21 protein-coding genes are annotated in these 25574 nt (G+C 50.1%); 17 read left to right on the plus strand and 4 right to left on the minus strand.

Annotation, left to right across the window (positions count from 1 at the left end; genetic code table 11):
* Nucleotides 1-58: 58 nt before the first annotated feature.
* The 3 genes from G465_RS0100765 (at nt 59) to G465_RS12960 (ending at nt 2213) form a co-directional block, all read left to right on the plus strand.
* Nucleotides 59-508 carry a hypothetical protein gene (locus G465_RS0100765; protein WP_022652566.1) on the plus strand — a complete coding sequence of 150 codons (450 nt, stop codon included), beginning with the start codon at nt 59-61 and terminating at the stop codon, nt 506-508.
* Nucleotides 509-571: 63 nt separating this feature from the next.
* Nucleotides 572-1855 carry a type II toxin-antitoxin system HipA family toxin gene (locus G465_RS0100770; protein ID WP_022652567.1) on the plus strand — a complete coding sequence of 428 codons (1284 nt, stop codon included), beginning with the start codon at nt 572-574 and terminating at the stop codon, nt 1853-1855.
* Nucleotides 1842-2213, plus strand: coding sequence for a helix-turn-helix domain-containing protein (locus G465_RS12960; protein WP_022652568.1), 372 nt, complete (start codon nt 1842-1844; stop codon nt 2211-2213). The genes G465_RS0100770 and G465_RS12960 overlap by 14 nt, the downstream gene beginning before the upstream one ends.
* On the opposite strand, the gene rarD is transcribed toward G465_RS12960, so the two are convergent.
* A complete protein-coding gene (gene rarD, locus G465_RS0100775; RefSeq protein WP_022652569.1) occupies nt 2210-3106 on the minus strand; it encodes an EamA family transporter RarD in 897 nt (298 codons plus the stop codon). The genes G465_RS12960 and rarD overlap by 4 nt on opposite strands.
* A 233-nt stretch (nt 3107-3339) precedes the next feature.
* On the opposite strand from rarD, the gene rdrA reads away from it, so the two are divergent.
* From rdrA to rdrD, 3 genes are all read left to right on the plus strand, one after another.
* The gene (gene rdrA / locus G465_RS0100780) at nt 3340-5775 is read left to right on the plus strand and encodes an antiviral RADAR system adenosine triphosphatase RdrA (protein ID WP_022652570.1); all 2436 of its coding nucleotides are present in this window, start codon (nt 3340-3342) and stop codon (nt 5773-5775) included.
* 211 nt (nt 5776-5986) lie between these two features.
* On the plus strand, nt 5987-8707 hold the full coding sequence (gene rdrB, locus G465_RS0100785; RefSeq protein WP_022652571.1) for an antiviral RADAR system adenosine deaminase RdrB: 2721 nt from the start codon (nt 5987-5989) through the stop codon (nt 8705-8707).
* Nucleotides 8708-8717: 10 nt separating this feature from the next.
* Nucleotides 8718-9509 carry an antiviral RADAR system accessory protein RdrD gene (rdrD, locus tag G465_RS0100790; protein ID WP_022652572.1) on the plus strand — a complete coding sequence of 264 codons (792 nt, stop codon included), beginning with the start codon at nt 8718-8720 and terminating at the stop codon, nt 9507-9509.
* Nucleotides 9510-9604: 95 nt separating this feature from the next.
* On the opposite strand, the gene G465_RS0100795 is transcribed toward rdrD, so the two are convergent.
* Nucleotides 9605-11452, minus strand: a complete 1848-nt coding sequence (locus G465_RS0100795) for an extracellular solute-binding protein (RefSeq protein WP_245556734.1) — start codon at nt 11450-11452, stop codon at nt 9605-9607.
* Nucleotides 11453-11545: 93 nt separating this feature from the next.
* Here G465_RS0100795 and fabI point away from each other — a divergent pair, with 93 nt between their 5' ends.
* The gene (fabI, locus tag G465_RS0100805) at nt 11546-12340 is read left to right on the plus strand and encodes an enoyl-ACP reductase FabI (RefSeq protein WP_022652575.1); all 795 of its coding nucleotides are present in this window, start codon (nt 11546-11548) and stop codon (nt 12338-12340) included.
* Nucleotides 12341-12352: 12 nt separating this feature from the next.
* Here the strand turns inward: fabI and G465_RS0100810 are convergent, their stop codons facing one another.
* The gene (locus G465_RS0100810; protein WP_022652576.1) at nt 12353-13252 is read right to left on the minus strand and encodes a LysR family transcriptional regulator; all 900 of its coding nucleotides are present in this window, start codon (nt 13250-13252) and stop codon (nt 12353-12355) included.
* 168 nt (nt 13253-13420) lie between these two features.
* On the opposite strand from G465_RS0100810, the gene aceB reads away from it, so the two are divergent.
* The 10 genes from aceB to G465_RS12970 all read left to right on the plus strand — a co-directional run bounded on the left by aceB (nt 13421) and on the right by G465_RS12970 (nt 23823).
* Nucleotides 13421-15016 carry a malate synthase A gene (gene aceB / locus G465_RS0100815; RefSeq protein WP_022652577.1) on the plus strand — a complete coding sequence of 532 codons (1596 nt, stop codon included), beginning with the start codon at nt 13421-13423 and terminating at the stop codon, nt 15014-15016.
* An 84-nt stretch (nt 15017-15100) separates the two neighbouring features.
* Nucleotides 15101-17554, plus strand: coding sequence for a heavy metal translocating P-type ATPase (locus G465_RS0100820; protein WP_022652578.1), 2454 nt, complete (start codon nt 15101-15103; stop codon nt 17552-17554).
* Nucleotides 17555-17570: 16 nt separating this feature from the next.
* Nucleotides 17571-17732: a cbb3-type cytochrome oxidase assembly protein CcoS gene (ccoS, locus tag G465_RS0100825; protein ID WP_022652579.1), complete on the plus strand. Its 162-nt coding sequence runs from the start codon at nt 17571-17573 to the stop codon at nt 17730-17732.
* Between the two features lie 9 nt (nt 17733-17741).
* Nucleotides 17742-19055, plus strand: coding sequence for an MFS transporter (locus G465_RS0100830; protein ID WP_022652580.1), 1314 nt, complete (start codon nt 17742-17744; stop codon nt 19053-19055).
* Nucleotides 19052-19540 (plus strand): YiiD C-terminal domain-containing protein, encoded by a 489-nt coding sequence (locus G465_RS12965; protein ID WP_022652581.1) that lies wholly within the window; start codon nt 19052-19054, stop codon nt 19538-19540. The genes G465_RS0100830 and G465_RS12965 overlap by 4 nt, the downstream gene beginning before the upstream one ends.
* Before the next feature lie 3 nt (nt 19541-19543).
* On the plus strand, nt 19544-20623 hold the full coding sequence (locus G465_RS0100840) for an efflux RND transporter periplasmic adaptor subunit (protein WP_022652582.1): 1080 nt from the start codon (nt 19544-19546) through the stop codon (nt 20621-20623).
* The gene (locus G465_RS0100845) at nt 20623-21834 is read left to right on the plus strand and encodes an ABC transporter permease (protein ID WP_022652583.1); all 1212 of its coding nucleotides are present in this window, start codon (nt 20623-20625) and stop codon (nt 21832-21834) included. The genes G465_RS0100840 and G465_RS0100845 overlap by 1 nt, the downstream gene beginning before the upstream one ends.
* Complete coding sequence (locus G465_RS0100850; RefSeq protein WP_022652584.1) at nt 21827-22525, plus strand: ABC transporter ATP-binding protein; 699 nt, start codon at nt 21827-21829, stop codon at nt 22523-22525. Before G465_RS0100845 ends, G465_RS0100850 begins: the two co-directional genes overlap by 8 nt.
* Nucleotides 22526-22606: 81 nt before the next feature.
* Entirely contained in the window at nt 22607-23392 is a 786-nt protein-coding gene (locus G465_RS0100855; RefSeq protein ID WP_022652585.1) for an enoyl-CoA hydratase-related protein, read from the plus strand.
* Nucleotides 23393-23472: 80 nt separating this feature from the next.
* Complete coding sequence (locus G465_RS12970) at nt 23473-23823, plus strand: SpoIIAA family protein (protein WP_022652586.1); 351 nt, start codon at nt 23473-23475, stop codon at nt 23821-23823.
* 38 nt (nt 23824-23861) lie between these two features.
* Here G465_RS12970 and G465_RS0100865 read toward each other — a convergent pair whose 3' ends face one another.
* Nucleotides 23862-25562, minus strand: a complete 1701-nt coding sequence (locus G465_RS0100865) for a diguanylate cyclase (RefSeq protein ID WP_022652587.1) — start codon at nt 25560-25562, stop codon at nt 23862-23864.
* Between the last annotated feature and the right edge of the window lie 12 nt (nt 25563-25574).

Below are 25574 nucleotides of genomic sequence, written 5' to 3' on the forward strand. Positions count from 1 at the left end.
TCGGTGCCATCGCGTTTATTGTATCAATCACGACAACGGCAAAAAGGGAATTATCGCTATGTGGCATCGAGTCCTTTGCATCAGTGGCTTGGCGATGATGTTATCAATCCCCACCACCTTCGCCAGCTCCACGCCCCCCACCCCTCATATCGTCGCCATGCCACAGCAAAAATCATTGCGCTTACCCAATGTGGGGAAAAGCAATCAGCTAAGCGGCAGCGTGAGTCAGGGACGGGTGCAGGATTACACGTTTCAAGGCAATGAAGGGCAAGCATTACGCATTTCACTACAAGGCTCAGATAGCCGTGTGTATTTTCTGTTGTGGCAGATTGAGAAAAGCGCATTGGTAGTGCCCGATACCCGCGATTGGTGGGGCACACTGCCAGAAGAGGGAAAATATCTGTTGCGAGTCTATACCTTTGAAGATGAACTCAACCCCCTCCCTCATCAGGGCAGCTATCCATTTCGCCTGCGCATTCAACAGGTGAAACCTAAGGTCAATCGTTAAAGAGATATTTTATTATCTCAAAACAGGGCTTATACTGCCTTTATGAGATCATAAAGTATTTCAATGCAACTTCTTTTAGAAAAATTTGTTGCTGGCACTTGGCAAGCGGCTGCAAATCTCACCATCGAAACACCACAACACGGTATTTCATCTGCTTGTATTGTGGAGTATCTACCAGAATACGCTCTCGCTTATCTGGATGCGAAAGGTGAGCCTGCGTTATCTGCCAACCTACCAGTTTCATTTCACCATCAACGCCTTCCCCACTGGCCACCATTTTTACTCGATATCTTACCGAGTGGTTTTGGTCGCGAGCTACTGGTTGTGCAGCAAAAACTACCTCAACCAGATGGTCCACATAACGACTCCACTCTTTTAGCACTTGGTGCCAGCAATCCTGTCGGCAATCTACGAGTTGCACAAGCGCATAATTGGCTGCTCATGCAACTACCAGAAACCAATCAGGGATGGCAGTTAGAAGACATGTCACGCCATGATGCTGATTTTATTGAGTATGCACAAACACATGGCACACTTGTGGCGGGAACAAGCACACAAGGACAAGCCGCCAAGCTGTGGATCACTCAAAAAGGTGATGCGCTATATTATGCAGATATTCTTGTGCCAGACGATGAAGCAATAGCACACTATCTCATTAAAATACCGCGCAATGAACGTGATGCCAATTTACTGAAACATGAACTTTACTGGCTGCAATTGGCTAAAAAAGCAGGCCTCAATGTTCATGGCGAGCCCTTTATGGCTGGGGGGTTACTATTTATTCCACGTTTCGACCGCGTCTTAAAAAATCATGGTGTGCATCGTCGTGCGGTTGAAAGTGTTTTTAGTTTATTGGGTATTGCTGCTCATGCGCAGTCACTGAGATACGAAGATATTATTGAGACATGGATAAAACATGCAGACATCTCATGGCTTGGGATAGATCTGCTCGAATATCTACAAAGAGATATTTTAGGCTATTGCCTACGTGTAGAAGACAACCATGGCCGTAACACCGCATTTTTTCTTGGTCAGCAGGGTATTCAGCTCACACCCTTATTTGATTTTTCTCCGATGTTCCTTGCCGATGATCCTCCAGCACGCGCTACATTATGGCGACAATTTCCTCTAGGAAATCACATCCAGTGGCCATGCTTATTTCATCGCTGGTTACCGGATATTATTGGTATAGAAAACACAGAGGCATTACGTAGCCAGTTGGGACAATGGCAGCCCCGATTAGCAGAAACCTATGCCGAATTTATGCAATTAGATTTAGATCCACGCACATCTATTTGCCATCAACGTTTCCAAACTGTTTTAAAGGTCTTTGATGCGTTACGCTAAAAAATCGCCAGAAGCACTACAGATACTTCGACAAACGTTAGTGGCTCGTCTTGCACAATCACAACCGACGGTTGCTGAAGCAGCACGCTGGATTAGAGAATCGTTAGGTCTCAATCAGCGCGAGTTTGCTAAGTTAGTCGGGTTGAGCACCCCGCAAATTGCCCGACTTGAACGAGGAGAAGCGAATCCGACACTGGAAACCCTGATGGCGATCGGGAAACCTTATGGGCTGTATGTCGGTTTTATCCATCCAACGATGTGTGTCCAATCTACTGACCACACAGCATCACCGATACAAGCGACTCCCCAGCGTCGAATCCTGCCCCGACTTAATTTCAATAAAACAACTCATGATTAAGTCCACCCATACCGCCGCCGCCACAGTCCTTCGGCGCTAGACACCAGCAACGCAGCCCAAATCAAAACAAAGCCAGTTAGCCGACCTGCATCAAGCACTTCACCAAACACCAAGACACCGAGGGTGAATTGAATACTTGGCGAAAGGTATTGCAACAAGCCCAATGTGGCTAAATCGAGCTGTCGGGCGGCGGCGGCAAACAGCAATAACGGCACCGCCGTTACCACACCCGCCCCCACCAACAAGCTATTGACCTGCCACGACACCGCCGCACCGAACATCGCCGTGCCTTGCCATTCTTGCCACAATAAATAGCCCAAGGCCGGCAACACAATCAGCCATGTTTCTAATGCCAATCCTTCTAACGAGCCAAGTCGAGCGACTTTGCGCAACAAACCATACGCGCCAAAACTAGCAGCAATCGCCAATGCAATCCACGGCGGCACCCCCGCTTGCCAGCCCATCCACGCCACACCAATCATCGCCAATAACACCGCCATCTGTTGCGGGCGGCGCAGGCGTTCTTTCAACACCACCGCGCCCAATGCCACATTAAGCAACGGTGTAATGAAATAGCCCAGACTGGCCTCCACGACATGGCCGGCGTTCACCGCCCAAATATAAATCAGCCAATTGGTCGCTAATAAAACAGAGGAAAAAGTAAAGGCACGCAGGGTTTTACGGTCGAGCTGGGTCAACCACGCCCATTGCTTACGCCAACCTAAAATAAGGAATAGGAATAAAGCCGACCAAATAATGCGGTGAGCAAGGATTTCCAGTGCAGGCACCGAGGCAAGCGGTTTCCAATAGAGTGGAAACAATCCCCAAATAACGTAGGCCAACAATGCCAACGTCACTCCATTTTCTTTCACGTTTTGCGTCAGATTAGGCATAACGTTCTACTGGTTAAACAAAGAAAGCCATCTTACGCCTAAACTGTGGTTTAGGATATGCAGCACAACAAAAAAAGACAAATGACTAAAAAATGCAAAAATATTTAACAAAATCAAAAACATAAATATAAGAAAATTTCTAACATCTATCAAAATTCAATAAAAAGAATGTTCATGGTATGATTTTGTTTATGTCATATCAGATAATCGCTTTGAAAAGTTAAGACGGAAAAATGAAAAGATACATTCCCCTCAACGCCAGCGAAAGTGCTGTGTTGCCTGATGCAGATACCCTGTTGCCACGCGATGAAGTGTACGAGCCGCTAGCGCGGATGATCGAAGAAGCTGTAAAAAAGGCAGAGGCTGCCAAAGGCCAATCGCTGAACCAGCTACGTGAGCACAATGCCATCTCGATTGATGGCGCACGAGGGACGGGCAAAACCGCCGTATTGGTCAATCTGAAAAGTTATCTGAAAGAGCGAGATGTACTAAAAGATGTGCATTTGTTCGATCCTATCGACCCCACCTTGTTGGAAGAGGGTGAATCATTGTTTTTGCACATCATCGTCGCCGCTGTGCTGCACGACAAAGATGTTAAAGAAGCGCAAAGAAAAGAGCCGAACAAGGCCCGCAACTTGAATCAGACGCTGGAGAAACTCGCCCAGTCGTTGGAATCGATAGAGACACAAAAAAACTATCATGGCATGGATAAAATACGAGCCATGTATAGCAACAAGCATCTGGCGGATTGCGTACAGGATTTTTTTCGCGAAGTGCTGAGTCTGCTAGGTAAAAAGCTGTTGATTTTACCGATTGATGATGTCGATACCTCGCTGAACCGTGCCTTTGAAAATTTGGAAATCGTGCGCCGTTATTTGGCCACACCTTATGTTCTTCCCATCGTCAGTGGCGACCGTGAACTGTATAACGAAGTCACTTGGCGCGACTTTCATGGCCGCCTGACCAAAGACTCCAAGCATCTTTCTGAAGCCGCTTATGAAACAGCCGTAGAGTTGGCCGCAGAGTATCAGCGCAAAATCCTGCCATTCCCGCGACGTTTGACCATGCCGGAAGTCAGTCAGTATTGGCAGGAAAAAGATATTTATCTGGGTGATGGAGAGAAAAAAGAAGTCATGCCACTGCGTAACTTTATCGCTTGGCTAGAGATTTTTTTGAGTGGGCCGGTCAATGGACTTGAAGATAGTCAGTTACCGTTGCCGATTCCTTCAGTGCGAGCACTAACCCAGCTCTTAAATCGGTGTCAAGATTTAATCCCTGCGCTGCCAAAACGGGTTAAAGAGGCAAGTTCGGCTTTACAGGTAAAACGGGCATGGCAAATGCCCGATGTACCAGAAGAAGTAATGGAAGCATTTGAAAAAGCATATCAAGAGCAACACAAGGAAGTAAAACGTGATTACAACCCCGCCTATGCCACGTTTGCGACTGAATTGGCTAAACAGCCAATGGATGTACCAAATGATTGGATTCAGCTTGACCGCCAACAGTGGACTGCCAGTCTAAAAAATCACTTTCAGTTTGAGACAGAAGCAGGGCCAGTCTTTCTGGTTTTACAAGCACAGGAATATTGGCAGCAATGGCGTAATACACCTGCCGGAGAACATAGAGGCAGCATATTTGATACTGCCCTATTCCAGCCCCTCTGGCATAGTTCCCCAAACTATCAGCGTTTTGAAAAAAGGCATGACTTATCAAGTTGGAAAGATCCGCTAACAACGCTTCCAGAATTATTATTTCCCGATCTTTCAAGCTCAAAAACCATTCTGCCATACCCTGTATTAGAGGTTGGTTGTAGCACCAATCAAGATTTGCAAACAAAACTTACTGCGACCCATGAAGATTTCGATGAAAACTTCGCACCTAATGCTGCGCTATTGTTGAATTTGCTACCAGAGTATTACATCTATCAGCTCCCACAGTGTAGTGTTGTTCTGAACATCGGTCGTATCTTCGAGCTGATTATTGGGAGTTTGGTTGGTGAAGTAGAATTAAGCGACTTACAAAGAATTCTCAACTCAGCACCATTTTTCTCTGCAAAATCTCAAGCTCAGGAGATCACAATCTCAAAACAAGATTATATTAGGGATTTAGTGGATTATAAAGAATATAAAAAAGAAAAAGACATACTAAAATCACTAAACGATCTACAATTAAATATTAAAAACTGGAGAGAAAGTTATTGTATTGATAAGCTAGACATCTCACCTTGGTTAATTTACAAAGTATTCAAGAAGGTTTATTTAATGGTTTCTGACAACGGAAACTACTCAGATAGATTAGGTTCGTATGGATTAAACTTAGAGGCAGCTTTTAATAAGATAGGGTTGGTTTTTTATGCAACTTGGTCTGCATTTGGTAGCTTCGAGAAAGGCCGTTTGTTTGGTTTACCTGAATTAATTACAGATGTTGATTTACGTAAAGCTAAAGATTTTGAATCCAATATTCACTTCAACATGAACATTGGACACCTTGCTCCACATAGAAAGCATATCGAACTGTTAGAAAGTGCAGATGAACTGGTGGGAAATAAAGATGAATTAAAGATAGCCAAAGCACGTCATAAATTTGGTATCAAAACCAGAACCATCACTGACGCATTAGCATATCATCCCTTGAAAGATCTCATTGATAAAATAACAGCCGAATTATAAACAATGATTTTTTGTTAAAAATCCGGAATAAAGACAGATCAACTCAACAGACATACATTCGTGCAAAAAGCTTGCAATCTTAAGAAACCAGAAAACATAAAATAATGAAAAAAACACGATGTATATTTCCAGATACTGAATGGACTACATGGTTTAAACAAACTTGTGCAGAGTTTGATCAACAGCAACCGCCAGATCAGAGTCCAGAATAATGCTCCAACGTACTTTAACCGAGCACGCCGCTGAGTGTTTTTTTAGCGATGACAAATTAGCCACGTGGCTGTGGGATAGGCTGCAACTAACGAATGACCTCGAAAGTGATCGTTGGCATCGGCTACAAGCAGAGTTCTATCATTTACTGGTTGAAGGTGTCGAAGCCCGATATCCGCGTGAACATCGCCTAACCGATGTGCGCCAGCTGATGGGCCGCATGCTCGATGGTGATTTACTGCTGACACCCACCCTGCCGTGGCTAGATGAGTTGCAACAACGGCTAATGCAACGCAATGGCGACTTGCTGTGCTACCGCGAAGGCGAGGTACAAGCCTATGTACGCTTAGCAGCAGGCCTAGACCCAACCTTGCTCGCGGGCTGGCATTTGGCGCGGTGGCTGGATGATATGCCTCAGCCACAGGCACACGACATTCGCCGCGTGGTGTCCGCCCAAACCGCCTTTTTTGCCCCACAAGGTAACCCTTCATTGCCATTTGCCGAAGGGCATGTACATTTCTGGGGCGTTACTGCAGATAGCGCGATTCTCGATGACTACCTGCTGGCGGGTGGTGAGCTAAAACCCGACAAAAAGCCGAACCTGTGGCAGCGCGAACAACACGACAGACTGCAACCCTTGTTGCAACGTGCTCGGCAATTACTGGTGTTGTTGCTAGAACCGACAACACAGGCGGCACAGGACGAAACAGCAATAAACCAACAAGTTTGGTTACAAATCTCAGAACATCTAACGGATTTAATGCAACATAACTTATGCATGCCAGATTGGGGATTATTGGCAGATAGCTTGTGTGCAACCGACATATGTAGTGCCAACTGGCTACTGGGTGAATTTGCACAGGCGATGGAGCGTGGCGAGGCCAATCGCTGGCTGTGGTTATACCTCTACCTTTGCCGGCGCTATAACGAGCAAAGTACACATCCGTTGCAGCGCATCGCCATCTTGTGTTTCTGGCAAACGGTCAACCAGCTGCGCCGCAGCCTAATCATGGATGGGCAAGGCCTGACGCGCTTTGCCGAGCGGTACTTCAGCTCGACGATGCAGCGTAAGCCCAAAAATCATGACAATTTTCGCCGGCTGTGGCCTGCCGCTGCTGATGTCGCAGAAATCAAATCTGGGCCGGATGCCTTCTCTGGCGCATTCACGCGCCAGTTTTCTAAGCCAATGACAAAGAATGCGGGGCTCAAACAACCCAAACCGCCATACATCTTTGGCGAACATGAAATCAGTCCGGATGGTAAAGCGCAGTGCTATTTGCAGAACCTAGAGCGTTGGCAATTCTGTGCCCACTTTTCACGCTCGCAAGCTCACAAGCAAAACCAGCGCCCCAAGCCGGATGGCAAGAAGCAATGGGAAGCAGCTGAGAAGCTGATGCGTAACCTGCAAGCAACATCCGGCTGGAATGCACCTGAGTTTTTGGGCGGCAAGCTGAACCCGAATTTCCACTTTCAGCCAACCAGATGGTTTCGTGGGCTGGATGTGGCGGGGGATGAAAACGCGCTGAAAATCGAATGGTTTGCGCCCGTACTGCGCTGGCTGCGCAACGGTTTCAAACCACGGCCGGATGGCGAGCGCGCCAGCATTGGGTTTCATCTCAGCATCCATGCCGGCGAGGACTACGCCCACCCAGCGTCGGGCATGCGCCACATCGACGAGACAGTACGCTTTTGCGAGATGCGCGAGGGCGACCGGTTGGGACATGCACTGGCACTGGGTATTCCACCGCAACAATGGGCGGCACGGCAGGGTGAAATGATACTGCCGCTGGACGAACATCTGGATAATCTGGTGTGGCTGTGGCATCACGCCAGCATGCTCAGCGGGGTACTGCCACTGGCACAGCAAGTATTGCCCTTATTCGAACGGCGCATTGCCCGCTTCTGGCGCTTATCACAATGGTGGCAAGTACCAAACCTCATGACAAATTCGCCCACAGGTGAAACACCATCGGCTGACGCTTTTAATATCTCGCCCTTACACCACGCGACACCAAATGACCTATATCAGGCATGGTGGCTGCGACGCAATTGTGTCTATCAGCTGAGCAAAGTTGGTGATAGCTGGCAAGTTACTTCGCAAGAGCTGTGCGCCTTACCCGATCATCAAGAATTGAGCGAGCACCACACCCTAGCAAGCCAGCTTTATCTAGCACGGCATGAATGGTTGAGTACCCTGCAAGAAGCGCCACTGGTGATTGTACGGATGGGTAACGAAGCAGCAGCACATGGCCGGTTTCATCACAAGGTTGACCGCAAACGCGATGAAAACATTTTGGAAGATGTGGATACCCCAGCCGAACTGGATTTCATACACGCACTACAAGATTGGTTGTTAACCGAGTACGACAAACTCGGGCTTATTATCGAAGCAAACCCAACATCTAATGTCTATATCGCACGGCTAAAGTCACATGCCGAGCACCCAATTTTTCGCTGGCACCCGCCAGACGAATCCGTCCTAGAGGAAGGCGCAGCAGCCAACCTCTATGGCCTACGGCGTGGCCCCGTCCGCGTGCTGGTGAATACCGACGATCCCGGCATCATGCCAACCACACTGCGCACAGAGTTTTTGCTACTGCGTGAAGCGGCATTAGAGCAACACGTTGGCCGGACGGTGGCCGAGCGTTGGCTAGAAACACTGCGCCAGTATGGTATTGAGCAATTTCACCGAAATCATTTGCCAGTATTCGAGCCAGTTTGAGGAGCATTGCATGGCAGGAAAAGATTTCCCAAAACAAATTACCAACTTTGATGAGTTAGTTAAGGCATATGAGCATTGTTGCAATCATCTCAAGAGTAAAGATGCTGAAAGCTATTGGTTACGCTATTTATTTCGTCGTATCCCAATTTTTGCCAGTACGGGCCTGATTTTTTTTGGTATCTGTTTTGCCATTACCCTGACAGAAAACTTTGGCACCAAGAAAATTGATGAGTTTTTACTTAGCTTAAGGCTGTTTGATGTTGGCTATCGGGATCATATTCTGATTGGCAGCTTTTTCTTGTTGCTGTTACGCAGTCTTTTACCTTGGAAGTGGTTTGCTAATAAAGAAACCACACAGGCTACAGGAGAGAAAAAAACTAAAAACTGGAGAAAAATCTGGTCTGAAAACTTAGAAAAGCCAATTGCCCTACTGCTTATTTCAAGCATTTTACTATCTGGTTTTTCTTGGATTATTGCTCAAAACCATATTTTGTTACTAGGTTTAACTATTTTCAGCGTTGTAACATTGGGTGCTTTGTTAGTTGATCGTACACTGGGATTTACCCGACGTAACGAACGCTATAGGCTATTTTCAAGCCGTGCAGAAGGTTTGAGGCTCGAGAGCAATTCGAGGAAACAGATAAAGGACAAATCGGGTAAACCTATTGAATTTAATGAAGAACATCTTCTCGAGTGTTCAGCATTTTTTGAAGAATTACGACTAGACAAGCATAACGCAACGATGACTGACTCATTCTATTTATTACGACTAAAACAAAGACTTCTTCGATATATGCCCTAGCATTCATAAAAACTAAGCAGGATTACCGATACAGCAAATTGTCTAAAAAAACGGCGGATTGGTATTACAAGCCACATCCGCCTTTTTATCGCGTGTTACTGTTTTCCCTTTATTTCAGGTTTTTGCCACCAAGTATGAATCATCCATTCTTGAGCCTGATAATACAAAGGCAGTTGCTGCGGATAAGCAAATTTATCCCACCACGCCACCCGATGCGTTGCTAAGTGCCAATTTGGTACTAACAAATACTCGGCTCGTAACACCCGATCTAACGCCCGTGCTGCTGTCACCAACTCATTGCGGTCACGGAATGACACAAAATGATCTAACAAATGCTCTAAAGCCGGATGTTTCACCCCTGCCAAATTCAACGAACCGAGCTGATCGGCGCTGGCGGTGGAAAAATAATCGCGCAACTCATTCCCTGGCGACAACGACATCCCATACACCGCCACCGTCATATCAAAATCAAACTGATTGAGCTTTTGTTGATAAATACTCGAATCCACCGTGCGGATAGCCAGCTCAATCCCCAAACGGGCAAGGTTGCGTTGATATGGCGCGACAATCCGCTCATAGGTTTTAGAAAAGGTTAAAAACTCAAAACGGAATGGCCGTCCTTGTGCATCAACCAATTTGCCTTCAGGGGACAACAACCAGCCGGCCTCAAACAATAACTGCCGCGCCTGCAGCAGATTATTTCGCAAGGCAAACGCATCTGGTGAAGCCGGTAAGGTGACGGCAGGGCCAAACACTGCAGCAGACAGATGTTCACGCAAGGGATTGAGCAAAGCCAATTCAGCCGCCGAGGGTGTGCCCTGTGCCGCTAATTCGCTATTGGAAAAATAACTTTGGCTGCGGCGATATTGGCCATAAAACAGCTGTCGATTGGCCCAATCGAAATCAAACGCCAAAGCCAAAGCCTGCCGCACGCGCCGATCGGCAAATACCGCACGGCGTTGGTTCATCACAAACCCCTGCATCCCCGTCGGGTTTTGGTTGGGGAAGGTGTGTTTCAAAATCCGCTTTTCATCAAAAGCCGCGCCACGATACGAACGCGCCCATGTTTTAGCGATATTTTCTGCGACCACATCAAACTCACCTGCCTTAAATGCCTCCAGACGCACAGTGTCATCTAATAGATAGCGAAAGCGGATGCGGTCAAAGTTAAACATGCCGCGCCGCACTGGGTGATTTTTCGCCCAATAGTGGGGATTCTTTTTAAATTCGCTGTTTTTCCCAAGTTGATATTTCGTCAACAGATAGGGCCCTGAAGCCAAAGGCGGGGTTAGAGGCTGTTTACCGAGTTGCCCTTGCCCCCCCCAACGCCGAGAAAACACCGGCAATTCGGCAATAATCATGTGCAATTCGGCATTGCGACGTTTGAAATCGAAACGGATGTGGCGTTTATCTAACACCACCGCTTGTTTGATATCGCTCCAATAGGCGCGAAAGCGCGGATGGGCGGCAGGGTCTTGGGTTAGGGTGTCGAAACTGTGTTTGACATCCGCCGCTTCAACTGCCGAACCATCGCTAAACCGTGCAGCGGCATTCAAGCGAAACGTGACCGACAAGCCATCTTCTGCCAAAGCAATGTCTTCCGCCAACAAACCATAAACAGTAAAAGGCTCATCCCATGATTTTTCTGCCAGCGAATCAAATAACAGCATGGCAATACCGGCTTCTTTGTCGCCTTTCAAGGTAAAAGGATTGAGGGTGTCAAAACCGCCAAGGGCAGGTAAAGTCAGCGTGCCACCTTGTGGTGCCGTGGGATTCACATAGTCAAAATGGGAAAAATGCGGTGGATATTTCGGTGTGTAGCCCAAAGCAACCGCTGGCGCACTCCATGCCGCAGGGCTCACTATCAGGCCAATCACCAGCATCCACCACGCTATGACGTGGCCGATTGGCTGCTTCAGCCACAGCTTTACAGATAGCGACATAAATAAATCCGTTGAAAATCGGTGGTCGGATTATAAGACCGGCCATCGGGGTGCGCTATAATCAGAAAATTTACCACCTCAAAAGGTACAAACATGGGTTTCCTCGCAGGCAAGAAGATTCTAATTACTGGTCTTTTATCCAATCGCTCAATTGCTTATGGCATCGCCGCTGCCTGTCGGCGTGAAGGGGCGGAATTGGCATTCACCTATGTCAACGACAAACTGAAAGAGCGAGTCGAAAAGATGGCGCGCGAAGATTTCGGCAGCGATATTTTGCTGAAATGTGATGTGCAAAACGACGCTGAAATTGAACAAGTGTTTACCGATTTGGCCACCCATTGGGATGGTTTAGATGGGTTGGTGCACGCTATCGCCTTTGCGCCAAGCGAATCGCTGAAAGGTGATTTCCTCGATAGTCTGTCGCGTGAAGCCTTCCAAGTGGCCCATGAAGTTTCCTCGTATAGCTTCCCCGCCCTTGCCAAAGCCGCACGTCCGATGATGCAAGGCCGCCAAGCGTCGTTATTGACCCTGAGCTATCTCGGTGCAGTACGGGCAATTCCACACTACAACGTGATGGGTTTGGCAAAAGCCAGTTTAGAAGCCAGCGTACGCTTTACCGCCGCCTCTTTAGGCCGTGATGGTATTCGCGTTAATGGCATTTCCGCCGGCCCCATCAAAACATTGGCCGCCGCCGGTATCTCGGGCTTTGGTAAATTGCTGAAAATGGCAGCGGATAATTCCCCGCTGCATCGCAATGTGACCATTGAAGAAGTCGGCAATGCTGCGGCTTTCTTGCTGTCTGACTTGTCGTCTGGCATCACCGGCGAAATCACCTATGTCGATGGTGGTTACAGCATCAATGCCTTAAATGTGCCAGAAGAAGCCTAACCCACGCTGCGGCTAGGGCCAATAATTGGCTTGGCCGTAGATGGTTTTTAGGTGATCGACAAAACGCCGCACCCGTTCCGGTAAAAACTTACGCTGTGGCAACACAGCATAAATCGGATATTCGGGTGAGGCGTAAGCATCCAACACGGTCACCAACCGTCCTTCGGCCAAATCTGCCCGCACCTCCCACAACGACCGCCACGCCAAACCAAACCCTGCCACCGCCCAATCGTGTAACACCGCACCATCATTACATTCCAATAGGCCAGAAATTTTGAGTGTTTCTAAACGGCCATCAATACGAAAAATCCACCCTCGGCTTTGACTGCCGCCGCCTAAAGATAAACAACGGTGATGGGCCAAATCTGCAGGCGTTTTGGGAATACCATGCTGGGCCAAATAAGCAGGGCTAGCCACCACCACCCGCCGATTGTCAGCCAAGCGCACCGCAACTTGGGTTGAATCGGCCAATTCACTGATGCGAATCGCACAATCAATCCCCTCGGCCACTAAATCCACAATTCGATCCGTTAGGCTCAACGTCACTTTGACATCTGGGTGTTGCTGTTGAAAGCTGGCGATATGGGGCGCGACATGGCGGCGGCCAAAACCGGCAGGGGCAGAAATACGCAAGTGGCCACGCATTCGACTATGCCCCGACGCCAACGCTGCTTCAGCCTCGTTGAGCTCGTTCAAAATACGCTGGCACTCTTCAAAAAAAGCACTGCCTTCTTGCGTCAAGGTGACACGGCGCGTGGTACGCACCAAGAGCTTGACCCCTAAACGCTCTTCTAGGGCATCAAGGCGGCGGCCAATCATCGCCGCCACTACCCCTTCATGTCGCGCTGCAGCAGAGAGACTGCCCTGATTCACCACATTGACAAAGCTAGTTAACTGCTTGAGCTGGTCCATTACCACACAAAAAGTAAAATATAAAATGCCATTTTAGTGCTTTCTTTCCAAGAGTCCAGTCACTACAATGCTGCAACACAATATAAATTTCCCATTCAGGGAATCTCACTGGCGCAAACAATGCGGCTCTTTGGCTGCTGTGTTGCAGAATCTAAAAAGGAAAAATAGATGGCTGTTACTCTTCCCGAAGGCGTAGAAATCCTCGCCGCTGTTCCTGCTGCTTATGAAGAGATTTTGACCACCGATGCACTGGCATTTGTGGCGAAATTACACCGCAAGTTTGAAGCCCGCCGCCGCGAATTGCTGGCCGCCCGCGTTACTCGCCAAGCTGCCTTAGACGCTGGCAAATTGCCCGACTTTTTGCCAGAAACTGCCGAAATCCGCGCCGGTGATTGGAAAATTGCGCCGTTGCCAGCCGATTTGCTCGACCGCCGCGTAGAAATCACCGGCCCCGTCGAACGCAAAATGATGATTAACGCGCTCAACTCTGGCGCGAAAAGCTTCATGGCCGACTTTGAAGATTCCAACTGCCCAAGCTGGGAAAACCAAATCAACGGTCAGCTCAATGTGCGTGATGCTTATCGCAAAACCATCAGTTTTGTCAGCCCAGAAGGCAAACAATACAAACTGAATGACAGCATCGCCACCCTGATTCTGCGTCCACGCGGTTGGCACTTGATGGAAAAACACATCACTGTCGATGGCGAAATCGTGTCTGGTTCGCTGGTTGACTTTGGTTTGTCGTTCTTCCACAACATCCATTATCTGGTGGACAACGGCCGCGCAACCTATTACTACCTGCCGAAGATGGAAAGCCATCTCGAAGCCCGTCTGTGGAACGATGTGTTCGTGTTCGCGCAAAACGAACTGAACATCCCACAAGGCACTATCAAAGCCACCGTGTTGATTGAAACCATCTTGGCCGCCTTCGAGATGGACGAAATTCTGTATGAATTGCGTGAACACAGCTCTGGTTTGAATGCAGGTCGTTGGGACTACATCTTTAGCTGCATCAAGAAATTCAAGTCGAACAAAGACTTCTGCTTGGCCAACCGTGGTGCGATCACCATGACAGTGCCGTTTATGCGTGCTTATGCCCTGTTGTTGCTGAAAACTTGCCACAAGCGCAATGCCCCAGCTATCGGCGGTATGGCAGCGTTGATCCCGATTAAAAACGATCCCGTGGCCAACGAAAAAGCCTTGGGTGGGGTGAAAGCGGACAAAGACCGCGATGCAGGTGATGGTTATGACGGTGGTTGGGTGGCGCACCCAGGCTTAGTGCCGGTGGCAATGGAAGCCTTCACCGCTGTGTTGGGTGATCGTCCGAACCAAATCGACAAACAACGCGATGATGTCGCTGTGACAGCCGCTGATTTGCTCAACTTCCAACCTGAAACCCCCATTACCGAAGCCGGTATGAAACTGAATATCGACGTGGGTATTCAATACCTCGGCTCTTGGATTTCTGGTAATGGTTGTGTGCCAATTCATAACTTGATGGAAGATGCGGCAACGGCGGAAATTTCCCGCGCACAAATTTGGCAATGGATCCGCAGCCCGAAAGGGGTGTTGGAAGATGGCCGTAAAGTGACACAAGAATTGTTCTTACAATTCCACGCTGAAGTAGTTGCTGATCTGAAAGCGAAACTCGGCGCGGCTTGGACTAAGCAATATGAAGACGCCGCTGCGATGTTTGCGCAGTTGACCACCAGCGATGATTTTGTCGAATTCTTGACCTTGCCAGGTTACGACTACCTCGACTAATTGGTATTGCATCAGAATTGACCCTGTTTTGGCCCACCTCGCGTGGGCCGTTTTTTTGCGCGCTTTTCGGTTAGAATCGCAAGCATGTCAGATTCCTGCTTCCACTGCGGCTTGCCTGTTCCGGCAGAAGCCGAATATCCGGTTCGCTACCGCGAGCATACCCACCGAGCCTGCTGTGCAGGTTGTCAAGCGGTGGCCAACTCTATTATTGAAAGCGGTTTAGGCGATTATTATCAACACCGACAGCAACAGGCGGGTAAGGTACAAGCCTTGCCAGAAGAATGGCTGGAACGGCTTAAGCTGTACGACCAAAACGAAGTGCAGGCCAGTTTTGTCCGCCAAGAAAACAGCGAAGATGGTAACGCGGATATTCGCGAAGCGGCGCTGATTTTAGAAGGCATCACCTGTGCCGCCTGTATCTGGCTGAATGAACAACATCTCAAACGGCTGGATGGGGTGTTATCGGTTGAAATTAACTACAGCAGCCATCGTGCCCGCGTCCGTTGGGACAATCGGCGGTTGGTGTTGTCGGATATTTTACAAGCCATCAGCGCCATCGGTTACCGTGCTCATCCCTACGACAGCGAACGTCAAGAACAGCTGGCACAAAAAAATCGTAAAAGTGCCATCAATCGGCTGTGGGTTGCTGGACTGTCAATGATGCAAGTGATGATGTATGCCGTGCCGGTGTATATCGCACAAGATGGTGAAATCGCCTTTGAATACCTGTGGTTATTGCATTGGGCCAGTTTTGCTTTAACCCTGCCGGTGGTGGTCTATTCAGCGTGGCCGTTTTATCAAGGCACATGGCGCGATTTAAAGGCTAAACGGGTTGGGATGGATACCCCAGTCAGCATTGCGGTCTTAGTGACGTTTATTGCCTCAAGCTACGCCCTCTTTAGCCGTACCGAACACGGTATTTATTTCGACTCGGTGTCGATGTTTATCTTTTTATTATTGGGTGGTCGCTATTTAGAAGGCATGGCACGCCGCCGCGCTGGTGCGGCAACCGAAAGTCTGGTCAAACTCGTCCCCGCTTTTGCCCATCGCCTACCCGAGTGGCCACAACCGCACAGCCAAGAAACCACAGTCGCCAGCCTGCGCATTGATGATGTGGTGTTGGTGAAAGCCGGTGAGACCGTTCCTGTCGATGGCATTATTGTGCAAGGCCACAGCCGCTTAAACGAGGCCTTATTAACGGGTGAGAGCCAAGCGATTGCCCGTCAGGAAGGTGAAGCGGTGATTGCTGGTACCTTAAACCTAGACAGCCCGTTATGTATTCGCACCACACACACCGGCCAAAACACCCGCCTTGCCGCCATTGTCCGCTTGCTCGATCATGCCCTAGCTGAAAAACCGCGCCTTGCCGTCTTAGCCGACCGTTTTGCCGCATGGTTTATCAGTATTTTGTTGGTGGTGGCGGTGTTGACCTTTGCTTGGTGGTGGCAGCGTGATGCTGAACAGGCGTTATGGATCACTGTGGCGGTGTTGGTGGTGTCTTGTCCCTGTGCGCTGTCGCTTGCAACACCGGCGGCGCTTGCTGCGGCCACTGGCACCTTAGCACAACGAGGGATTTTGATTGCCCGAGGCCATACGCTAGAAACCCTGCCGCAGATCACCGATGTGGTGTTTGATAAAACCGGTACCCTCACCTATGGCACGCCGCAGGTGCTCAGCCAATATCTATTCGCCCCAACTGACGAGCGCATCCATCGCCTTGTGGCAGGCCTCGAAGCACAATCAGAACATCCACTGGCAAAAGCGTTATTACAGCATGTTGGCACAGTGGAAGCGGCAACCTTGTTAGAAGTCAATAATCAAATCGGCAGTGGTTTGGAAGGATATAGCCCAGATGGTGATTGCCTGCGGTTGGGCACACTGTCTTATATCAGTGAATTGTGTGGCCCGATGCCCAACACCACATGGGATGCGCCGGCTCACGCCACAGTCGTTGCTTTGGGCAGCCAATTACAAGGATGGTTGGCGGTCTATGCCCTCGGTGATGAGGTGCGCCATGATGCTGCCCCGATGTTGCAACAGTTACAACAGCAAGGTTTACAGTTGCATCTGTTGTCAGGTGATCGCCACAGTGCGGTGGCGACCTTAGCCCAACAGCTCGGCATCACCACATGGCAAGCCGAGGCCACGCCAGAACGCAAACTCGATTATGTCGCCCAATTACAACAACAGCAGAAACGGGTGTTAATGGTCGGTGATGGGGTGAACGATGCGCCGGTATTAGCTAAGGCCGATGTGTCATTGGCGATGGGCAATGGCACCGATGTCGCCCGCGCCAGCGCCGATATGATTTTGCCGGGAGAACAACTGGCCGCCTTACCGACTGCCTTGCACTTAGCGCGACAAACCCGACAGATTGTGCGACAAAACCTGTGGTGGGCAGTGGGCTATAACCTGTTGGCGTTGCCGCTAGCGGTATCGGGTTATTTAACCCCGTGGCTCGCCAGTTTGGGCATGGCCTGTAGTTCGTTATTGGTGGTGGGCAATGCCCTGCGGCTGTTACAGCGAAAAAACCGCTAAACAAGAAAGAGGAATCATGGAAAGCCTGTATCTGTTAATCCCACTGAGTATTGTCTTGGTGTTTGTGATTGGCGTGATTTTTTGGTGGGCGACACGGTCGGGCCAATTTGATGATTTGGAAGGCCCCGGCCATCGCATTTTGCTGGATGATGACGATCAACCCTCAACGCGAAAATAGGCGAAAACCATGCACCACACCTCTTTTGCGTTTTTTGCCTCACGTCGTTTTTTGCCGTTGTTTTTAACGCAATTTCTTGGCGCATTAAACGACAACTTAATGAAAACCGCGTTGTTGGTGATGGTCAGTTACGCCGGCCTGCACTTTGCTGGTTTGCCGCCGGAACAAATTGTCAACCTTGCTTCAGCGGCCTTTATCCTGCCATTTTTCTTGTTTTCTGCTACCGCCGGCCGCTTGGCAGAAAAATACGATAAAGCCTACGTTGCCAAACTGACCAAAGTGGCAGAATTGGTGATTATGGCGCTGGCGGCATGGGGGTTTTTACAGCAGCATGTTGGCTTGTTGCTGTTCACTTTGTTTTTGATGGGTGCGCAATCCACGTTTTTTGGCCCCGTCAAGTATGCCGTGTTGCCGCAATACCTCAAAGGCAACGAGCTATTAGGCGGCAATGGTTTAATTGAGATGGGGACATTTATTGCCATCTTGATTGGGCAAATGGGCGGCGCACTGTTGATGCAATATGGCGATAGCAGCAGCGTTTTAGCCTTATTGGCGGTGGCATTGTTGGGTTGGATTGCCAGCTTATTTCTCCCCCCTGCGCCAGCCGCCGCACCACATCTCACCGTGTCTTACAACATCATCGGTGATACCCGACAATTATTGCGGGCAACAAAACAATACCGCGAGGTGTCCGCCTCGATTATGGGTATTTCGTGGTTTTGGCTGCTTGGTGCCACCTACACCACACAAATGCCAACCTTTACCCGTTTGCATTTACACGGTGATGCCTCGGTCTATACCTTAATCCTCACCCTATTTTCACTGGGTATCGCCATCGGTTCGATTTTGTGCGCCAAGCTATCGCGGGGGCGTTTGGAGTTGGGCTTGGTGCTGATGGGTGGGGCCGGCATGACAGTGTTCGGGGTAGATTTGTATTTTTCCGTGCAATCGCTTACCCCGACCGGTCATTTACTCACCCTAAGCGATTTTCTTGCTCAAGCGTCGCATTGGCGCAGTTTGGTCGATTTTATCGGGATTGGCATTGCCGGCGGCTTTTTCACTGTTCCGCTTTACACTTGGCTGCAAACCGCCAGCCCAGAAGATTTCCGCGCCCAAGCCATCGCCGCCAACAACATTATCAATGGGCTGTATATGGTGGTGTCGGCAGCGCTCAGTATGGCGTTGTTGGCGCTGACCAATAGTATTGCCCTGCTATTGCTGTTTATTTCTCTTGCCAATCTTTTCGCCATGTGGCGTTTGTGCTACCTCGCTCCCGAGGTGTGGCATAACCGTGGCACATGGCTGCAACGAGGTGCCTCTTGAATACCACCGCATCCTGTGATTTAGCCTTAGGCAGTTGGCCCACACCAGCAGCACTGACCACCTATTTGCACCACCATATTCCACTGACCGCTGCCATGCAGCTTAGCGTACAACAGGCCTCGGAACAGGGGCTCACCCTACAGCTACCTCTCGCGCCAAACCATAATCACCAAGGCACTGCTTTTGGTGGCAGTTTATCGACAGCGGCGACAGTAGCAGCATGGAGTTATCTCAGTGGTCGTTTAGCTGCTAACAGGGTGCGCGCTGTTGTCGTAGTGGCACGAGCGGAACAGCGGTTTTTGGCACCGGTGGCAGAGGATTTTGTGGTGCATGCCATCGCGCCAACTGAAAGCGATTGGGCCGAATTTTGGCAACGCTTGCAGCACAAAGGCCGCGCCAGCTTAACCCTCACAGCCGAAATCAAACCTAACGGGGAACTTGCCTTGGTATTTGAAGGTCGTTTTCACGTTTCTGTCATCGAGTAAGTTATGCAAAATCGTCTTCCGTGGTGGTTATGGCTGGTACTACTGGTGATCGTATTAGCTGCCGGATTAGGCTGGCGAGTATGGCAAGGGCCCAAAGTGGCGGTCAGTCAGGTGGTAGCACAAGACATCACGCAAACCCTGTTGGCCAGTGGTCGGGTTACAGCACAAATTGAATCCACCCTCGGCAGCACCCTCACCGCCCGCGTGGCAGCGACACCGATTGCCGAGGGCAGTGAAGTCAGTGCCGGCACCGCGTTATTGCAATTAGACGACAGCGAAGCTCAAGCCGAAGTGGCGCGCAATCAAGCCAATCTCGCCGAAGCCGCCGCCACCCTTGCCGAAGCAAACAGTCAACACCACCGCCAGCAACAATTGGCGCGTGCTGGCTTTATCAGCGCGGCCGCCCTCGATCAGTCACAGAAAAGCTTACAACTGGCACAAACCCGCCTTGCGGCAGCTGAAGCGCAAGTGGCACTGGCTGAACGTAAATTAGCGCAATATGTGATTCGAGCGCCCCAAGCTGGGCGCGTGGTAAAGCGACTGGTGGAACAAGGCGACTTATTGACCGCTGGCAAAGCGGCGTTGACCTTTGCTGCCGCTGGGCCATTGGAGTTGCGGGTGGATGCCGATGAGCGTTACCTAGCACGGCTGCGAGTTGGACAAGCGGCGCGGGTAGTGGCGGATGCCTTCCCCGATCAACCTTTTGATGCCACAGTGCGCGAACTTGCGACGCAAGTTGACCGTGAACGCGGCATTTTAGAAGTGAAACTGGCCTTGCCACAGCCGCCGGTTTTCTTAAAGCACGACATGACGGTTTCAACCGAGATTATTCTTGGTCAACGACAACAGGCATTGTTATTACCGCAGGAAACCATCCGCGACAGTGCAACAGCACCGTGGGTATGGAGGGTTGAGCAAAACCAGCTACAAAAAACCTCAGTCAAAATTGGCCTGAGCAGCCGTGGTTGGGTGGAGATTATTTCCGGTTTGAAAGCCGGCGATTGGGTCGTCAATAGCCCATTGATTTTTGAAGCAGGACAACGTATCCGTGCCGAACCCCTCTCCGCAACAAAGGCAAACTGATGCAATTTATCTGGACGGTGGCATGGCGTTTGTTGCGAGAAGGCCGCTTTCAAAGTGTGCTGATTCTCAGTGGCGTAACGTTAGGCGTGGCGGTGGTGGTGTATATCACCGCGATTGTGAACGGTTTACAAGCCAACCTCATTAACAAAACCCTCTCGACACAAGCCCATATTGTGTTGCGGCCCGCAGATGAAGATAACCGTGCGGTGGTCAATCAGGCATGGGTGTTAAGCGATGTGCAAAAACGCACCCAACGCGAACGCACATTGCGCGATTGGACTGCCAGTCGTGATCTGGCCCTTGCCACCCCCGAGGTCAAACACAGCGCCGCCTTAGCCAGTGGCCCAGCGTTTGCAGTCAAAGGCGGGGTGCGTAAATCGGTCTCGTTGATGGGGGTGGAGCTCGACGATTATCAGCGCATTGTGCCGTTACAGGAAAAACTGCGGGCAGGGCGATTAGCATTGCCGAATGGCTCGGTGATGATTGGGGTCGAACTGGCAGAGGATTTGGGGTTGAAAGTCGGTGATCGGCTGCGTTTTGATGCCGGTGGAGATCGCGAGGAAAGTTTCACCATCAGTGGCATTTTGGACTTCGGTTTGAAAGACCTCAACCGGCGTTGGGTATTGTTACCCTTGCGCGCCGCGCAGTCGTTATTAGGTCATCCGCTGGAAATTACCGAGCTGTATTTAACCGTCGATGACCTATTTCATGCTGACCAAACCGCCTTGCGTGTCGCCGCCCGCACCGGTTTGAAAGCCGAAAGTTGGATTGAAAGCAATGCCCAACTGATGACAGCACTACGCAGCCAACGCGCCTCTAGCACCATGATTCGGGTATTTGTGATGATCGCTGTGGCATTCGGCATCGCCAGTGTGCTGGTGGTGTCGGTGGTGCAACGACAACGCGAGATTGGCATTTTACGGGCAATGGGCACCCCCTCTTCGCGCATTATGTGGATTTTCTTGTTGCAAGGCGGGATGGTCGGTTTAGTCGGTTCTGCCGCTGGTTCTCTACTTGGTGCGGCGATTGCCAGTGGTTTTTCTCGCTTAGCAGCCCAACCAGATGGCACACCCTTATTCCCAGTTGATTTATCACCAGAGCTGTTTATCAGTACCGCGTTGACCGCCACCTTGGTCGGGGTGTTGTCAGCCTTGGCGCCAGCCAGACGAGCAGCGCGTTTAGATCCTGTTGAGGCGATTCGCTATGGCTAACGTGCTAGAACTACAGGCGATTCGTAAACAATACGGCGGAGGCAATGCCCCCATTGTTGAGGTATTACACGGCATTGATTTCAGCCTGCAAGAGGGTGAATTTGTTGCTTTAACAGGGCCGTCAGGGTCGGGTAAATCGACTTTGCTCAATTTAATGGGCCTATTAGAACGGCCCAGCCAAGGCGAATTGCTGATTGCCGAACAAGCCACTTCGCCACTTGACGATAACCAACGCACCGCATTACGCAATCGCTATCTTGGTTTTGTGTTTCAGTTTCATCATCTGCTGCCGGCGTTTAGCGCGATGGAAAATGTGCTGATGCCAATGTTTGCTGGACAGGGAAAACGCACTCGGGCGATGGAAGAACGGGCCCTGTTTTTGCTTGAGCGTGTGGGTCTTGCTGCCCACGCCCATAAAAAACCGGTTCAGCTCTCGGGTGGTCAACAACAACGAGTGGCGATTGTGCGAGCCCTTGCCAATCAACCGCGTCTGGTGTTGGCCGATGAGCCAACCGGCAATTTAGACAGTCAAACAGCCGATGAAGTATTCCAACTGATGCGCAGCATCAATCAACAAGATGGGGTGACATTTTTGATTGTGACACATGATCCCCGTTTGGCTGCGCGGACAGATCGTGAAATCAATCTGGTCGATGGCCAAATTGCACGGGATATCCACCAGCCGATTTGACATGATTTCTTCATCATTGCGTGGGTGCAGACATGCTATGTTTGCTGAGCATTGCCCGTTTTTCTGCATAAAGGACGCATGATGGAACAGGTTTTACGTTATCACAGCCAAGATGGTGTTGTGACGCTCACCCTGACTCGGCCCGATCTTCACAATCCTTTCGGTGCGGCATTGATGCAAGCATTGAATACGGCTTTAGATCGGATTGAGCAAGAAACCGCGCTGCGGGTCGTGGTGTTGGCGGCACAGGGAATGAGCTTTTCCACTGGGTTTGAAAATGAGTGGCTGTTACACCTGTCACAACATGCCAATGCCGACATTTTTAGCACCGAAGCCGCCACCCTATCACACTTACTGGCACGACTTGACCAACTTCCAGTACCGGTGATTGCTCGCGTGCAAGGGTCGGCTTTTGGGGTGGGATTGGCGTTAATTGCCTGCGCAGATGTGGCGATTGCGGTGCCGGAGGCTTTATTTGGTTTCTCGGATGTCAAACTCGGCTGGGCACCGGCGGTGATTGCACCGTATGTGCAACGCGCCATCGGCACCCGCGCCACCCGCCGCTATTTCGTCACCGCCGAACGCTTTAATGCCCGCAAAGCCAAACGACTGGAGTTGATTCATCAGATTGTCGCCGCCAATGAACTCGATCACACGGTTAACATGCTGATTCAACATATCAAACACAACAGTCCACAGGCGATTGCAGCAGCCAAGCGGCTGTTACATGAATTAGAAACCCCGCGTTTAGATGAAGCGGTACAACAACGGCTGATTGCGCTAACTGCCGAAAATAGCCAACAGGCCCAAGCACAAGAAGGGTTACAGGCGTTTGTCGAACGCCGCAAACCGAGTTGGTCAATCTAAGTCCCCCCTTGCCTGTTGGTGAATTTCGCGCCATGCTGTAAGCGTTGGCGATGGCCATCAACAGGCAAAGGACAATCCAAATGATTACCATAGAACATACTCCATACGGCCTTGACGTCAGCTTATTTAGCGAATTTACGCTGCATGATTTCAAGGAAATGGAACAAGCAGTGTTGGAATGCGTGCAAAAAGGCGAAAAGCCCAGCGTGCTGGTCGATTTGACCCAAGTGATGGATTTCACTATTGATATGGCGCTGGAAGAATTGAAATTTATGCGCGCCCATGAACATGACTTCCACCGCATCGCCGTCGCGGTCAGCGACACATGGATGAAGCTTGCCGCCCATCTCGCAGGCCTATTCACCCATACTGAAGTGCAATACTTTGACGACAGCGCCAGTGCGCGCAGTTGGCTAGAAACCGCAGACTAAATCAACCCAAGCGAGGTGTGACACTCGCCACACCTCGGTTAGCTCACAAACAACGCCTCTACCCGATTTCGCCCATTGGCTTTGGCTTGATATAGGGCGTCATCTGCCCGTAATAGCGCCTGATCGGCACTGACATCACAAGGATGAATCAGGGTAATGCCGATACTTGAAGAATACGCAATTGGTGGTTGTGACGGGGTGGGGGTGGAGGCAATGGTATTGCGCAACCGCTCGGCGTAGGCCTTTGCCCCATCAGGGGTAATACCGGTTAACAACACCGCAAATTCTTCTCCGCCTAACCGCCCAGCCATATCACTCAAACGCAACTCGTGGCGCAGCAAAGAGGCAAAGTGCTTTAACACCTCATCACCACCGGCATGACCATAGGTATCGTTAATCCGCTTAAAACGATCGAGGTCTAACATCAACACTGCCACAGAGTTATCAGGAAAACAGCGACAACGCTGCCATTCTATTTCTAGCCGCGACATAAAGGCCCGCCGGTTGGGTAGGCCAGTCAGGGTGTCGGTGCTTGCCAAGGTACGCAGTTCATTTTCTAAAGCTTTGCGTTGTGTAATGTCTTGTTTGATACCGATGAAATGGGTAATTTTGCCGTGATTGTCTGACACTGGCGTAATGGTCATTTCTTCGTGGTAGAGATCACCACTCTTGCGCCGGTTGAGCAGTTCACCGCGCCATGATTGGCCGTTGAGAATTGCGTCCCACATGGCACGATAAAAACCCTCGTCTTGATGGCCCGACTTCACCAATTCTTTTGGCTTACGCCCCATCGCCTCGCCAACCGAATAACCGGTGAGCTTTTCAAAAGCAGGGTTGACCCACTCAATCACCGCGTCGGTATCAGTAATCACAATCGCATTGTCAGCGGCTTCTAATGCGGTATGCAGCAGATGCAAACGCATTTCTGCCAATTTACGTTGTGTGATATCGAGGTGAATACCGGCAGCACGCAGCGGCTGACCATGTTTATCGCGCTGCAAAATACGACCACTGCTGAATATCCACACCCAATGTCCAGCGACATGACACATGCGGTATTCTTGTTCATAGATCGGGCTACGCCCCTCGAGATGATCCATCAGTGCCGCTTCGACTCGAGGACGGTCTTCGGGATGAATCAGCGCCCGCCAAGCCGCAGTGGTTTCAATATTGGCAATCGTTGAGTCATCTTGATACCCCAACATGGTGCGCCAGCGTGAATTGATTAACAGCTGATCGGAGGCAATGGTCCAATCCCATGTTCCCAAGCCAGCACCATCCAACGCCAGTTGCATCCGTTCTCGCGAGACAGCTAAGGCTTGTTCTAATTCGTGGCGGCTAAGGGCATAGCGAATCGCCCGTTCTAGTTGATCGGCAGCAATATTTTCTTTTAAGAGATAATCTTGCACCCCAGCTTCGAGGGTTTGTAAGGCAAATTCCGTGTCGTGATGGCCGGTTAAGACCACCACCGGCACGGCCTCTAGCACCGTTTGTACCGTCTGGATGGTCTGTAAACCAAATGAATCGGGCAAGTTCAAATCCAACAACACAATGTCGAACATCTCTTCGCCATGGCTGGTGTTCTGTTCCCATTCATGTAGTTCACGCAAACAGCTCATCCATGTCACTTGAAATGACACATGTTGTGCCTGACGCAACGCAAAGCGAATTAAACCGGCATCACCGGCTTCGTCTTCAATCAATAACACATGGATACTTTTTTGCTGTTGCCCGCCCATTTCTTCCCTTAC

Source organism: Aquaspirillum serpens DSM 68, from assembly GCF_000420525.1.
Lineage (GTDB): Bacteria > Pseudomonadota > Gammaproteobacteria > Burkholderiales > Aquaspirillaceae > Aquaspirillum > Aquaspirillum serpens.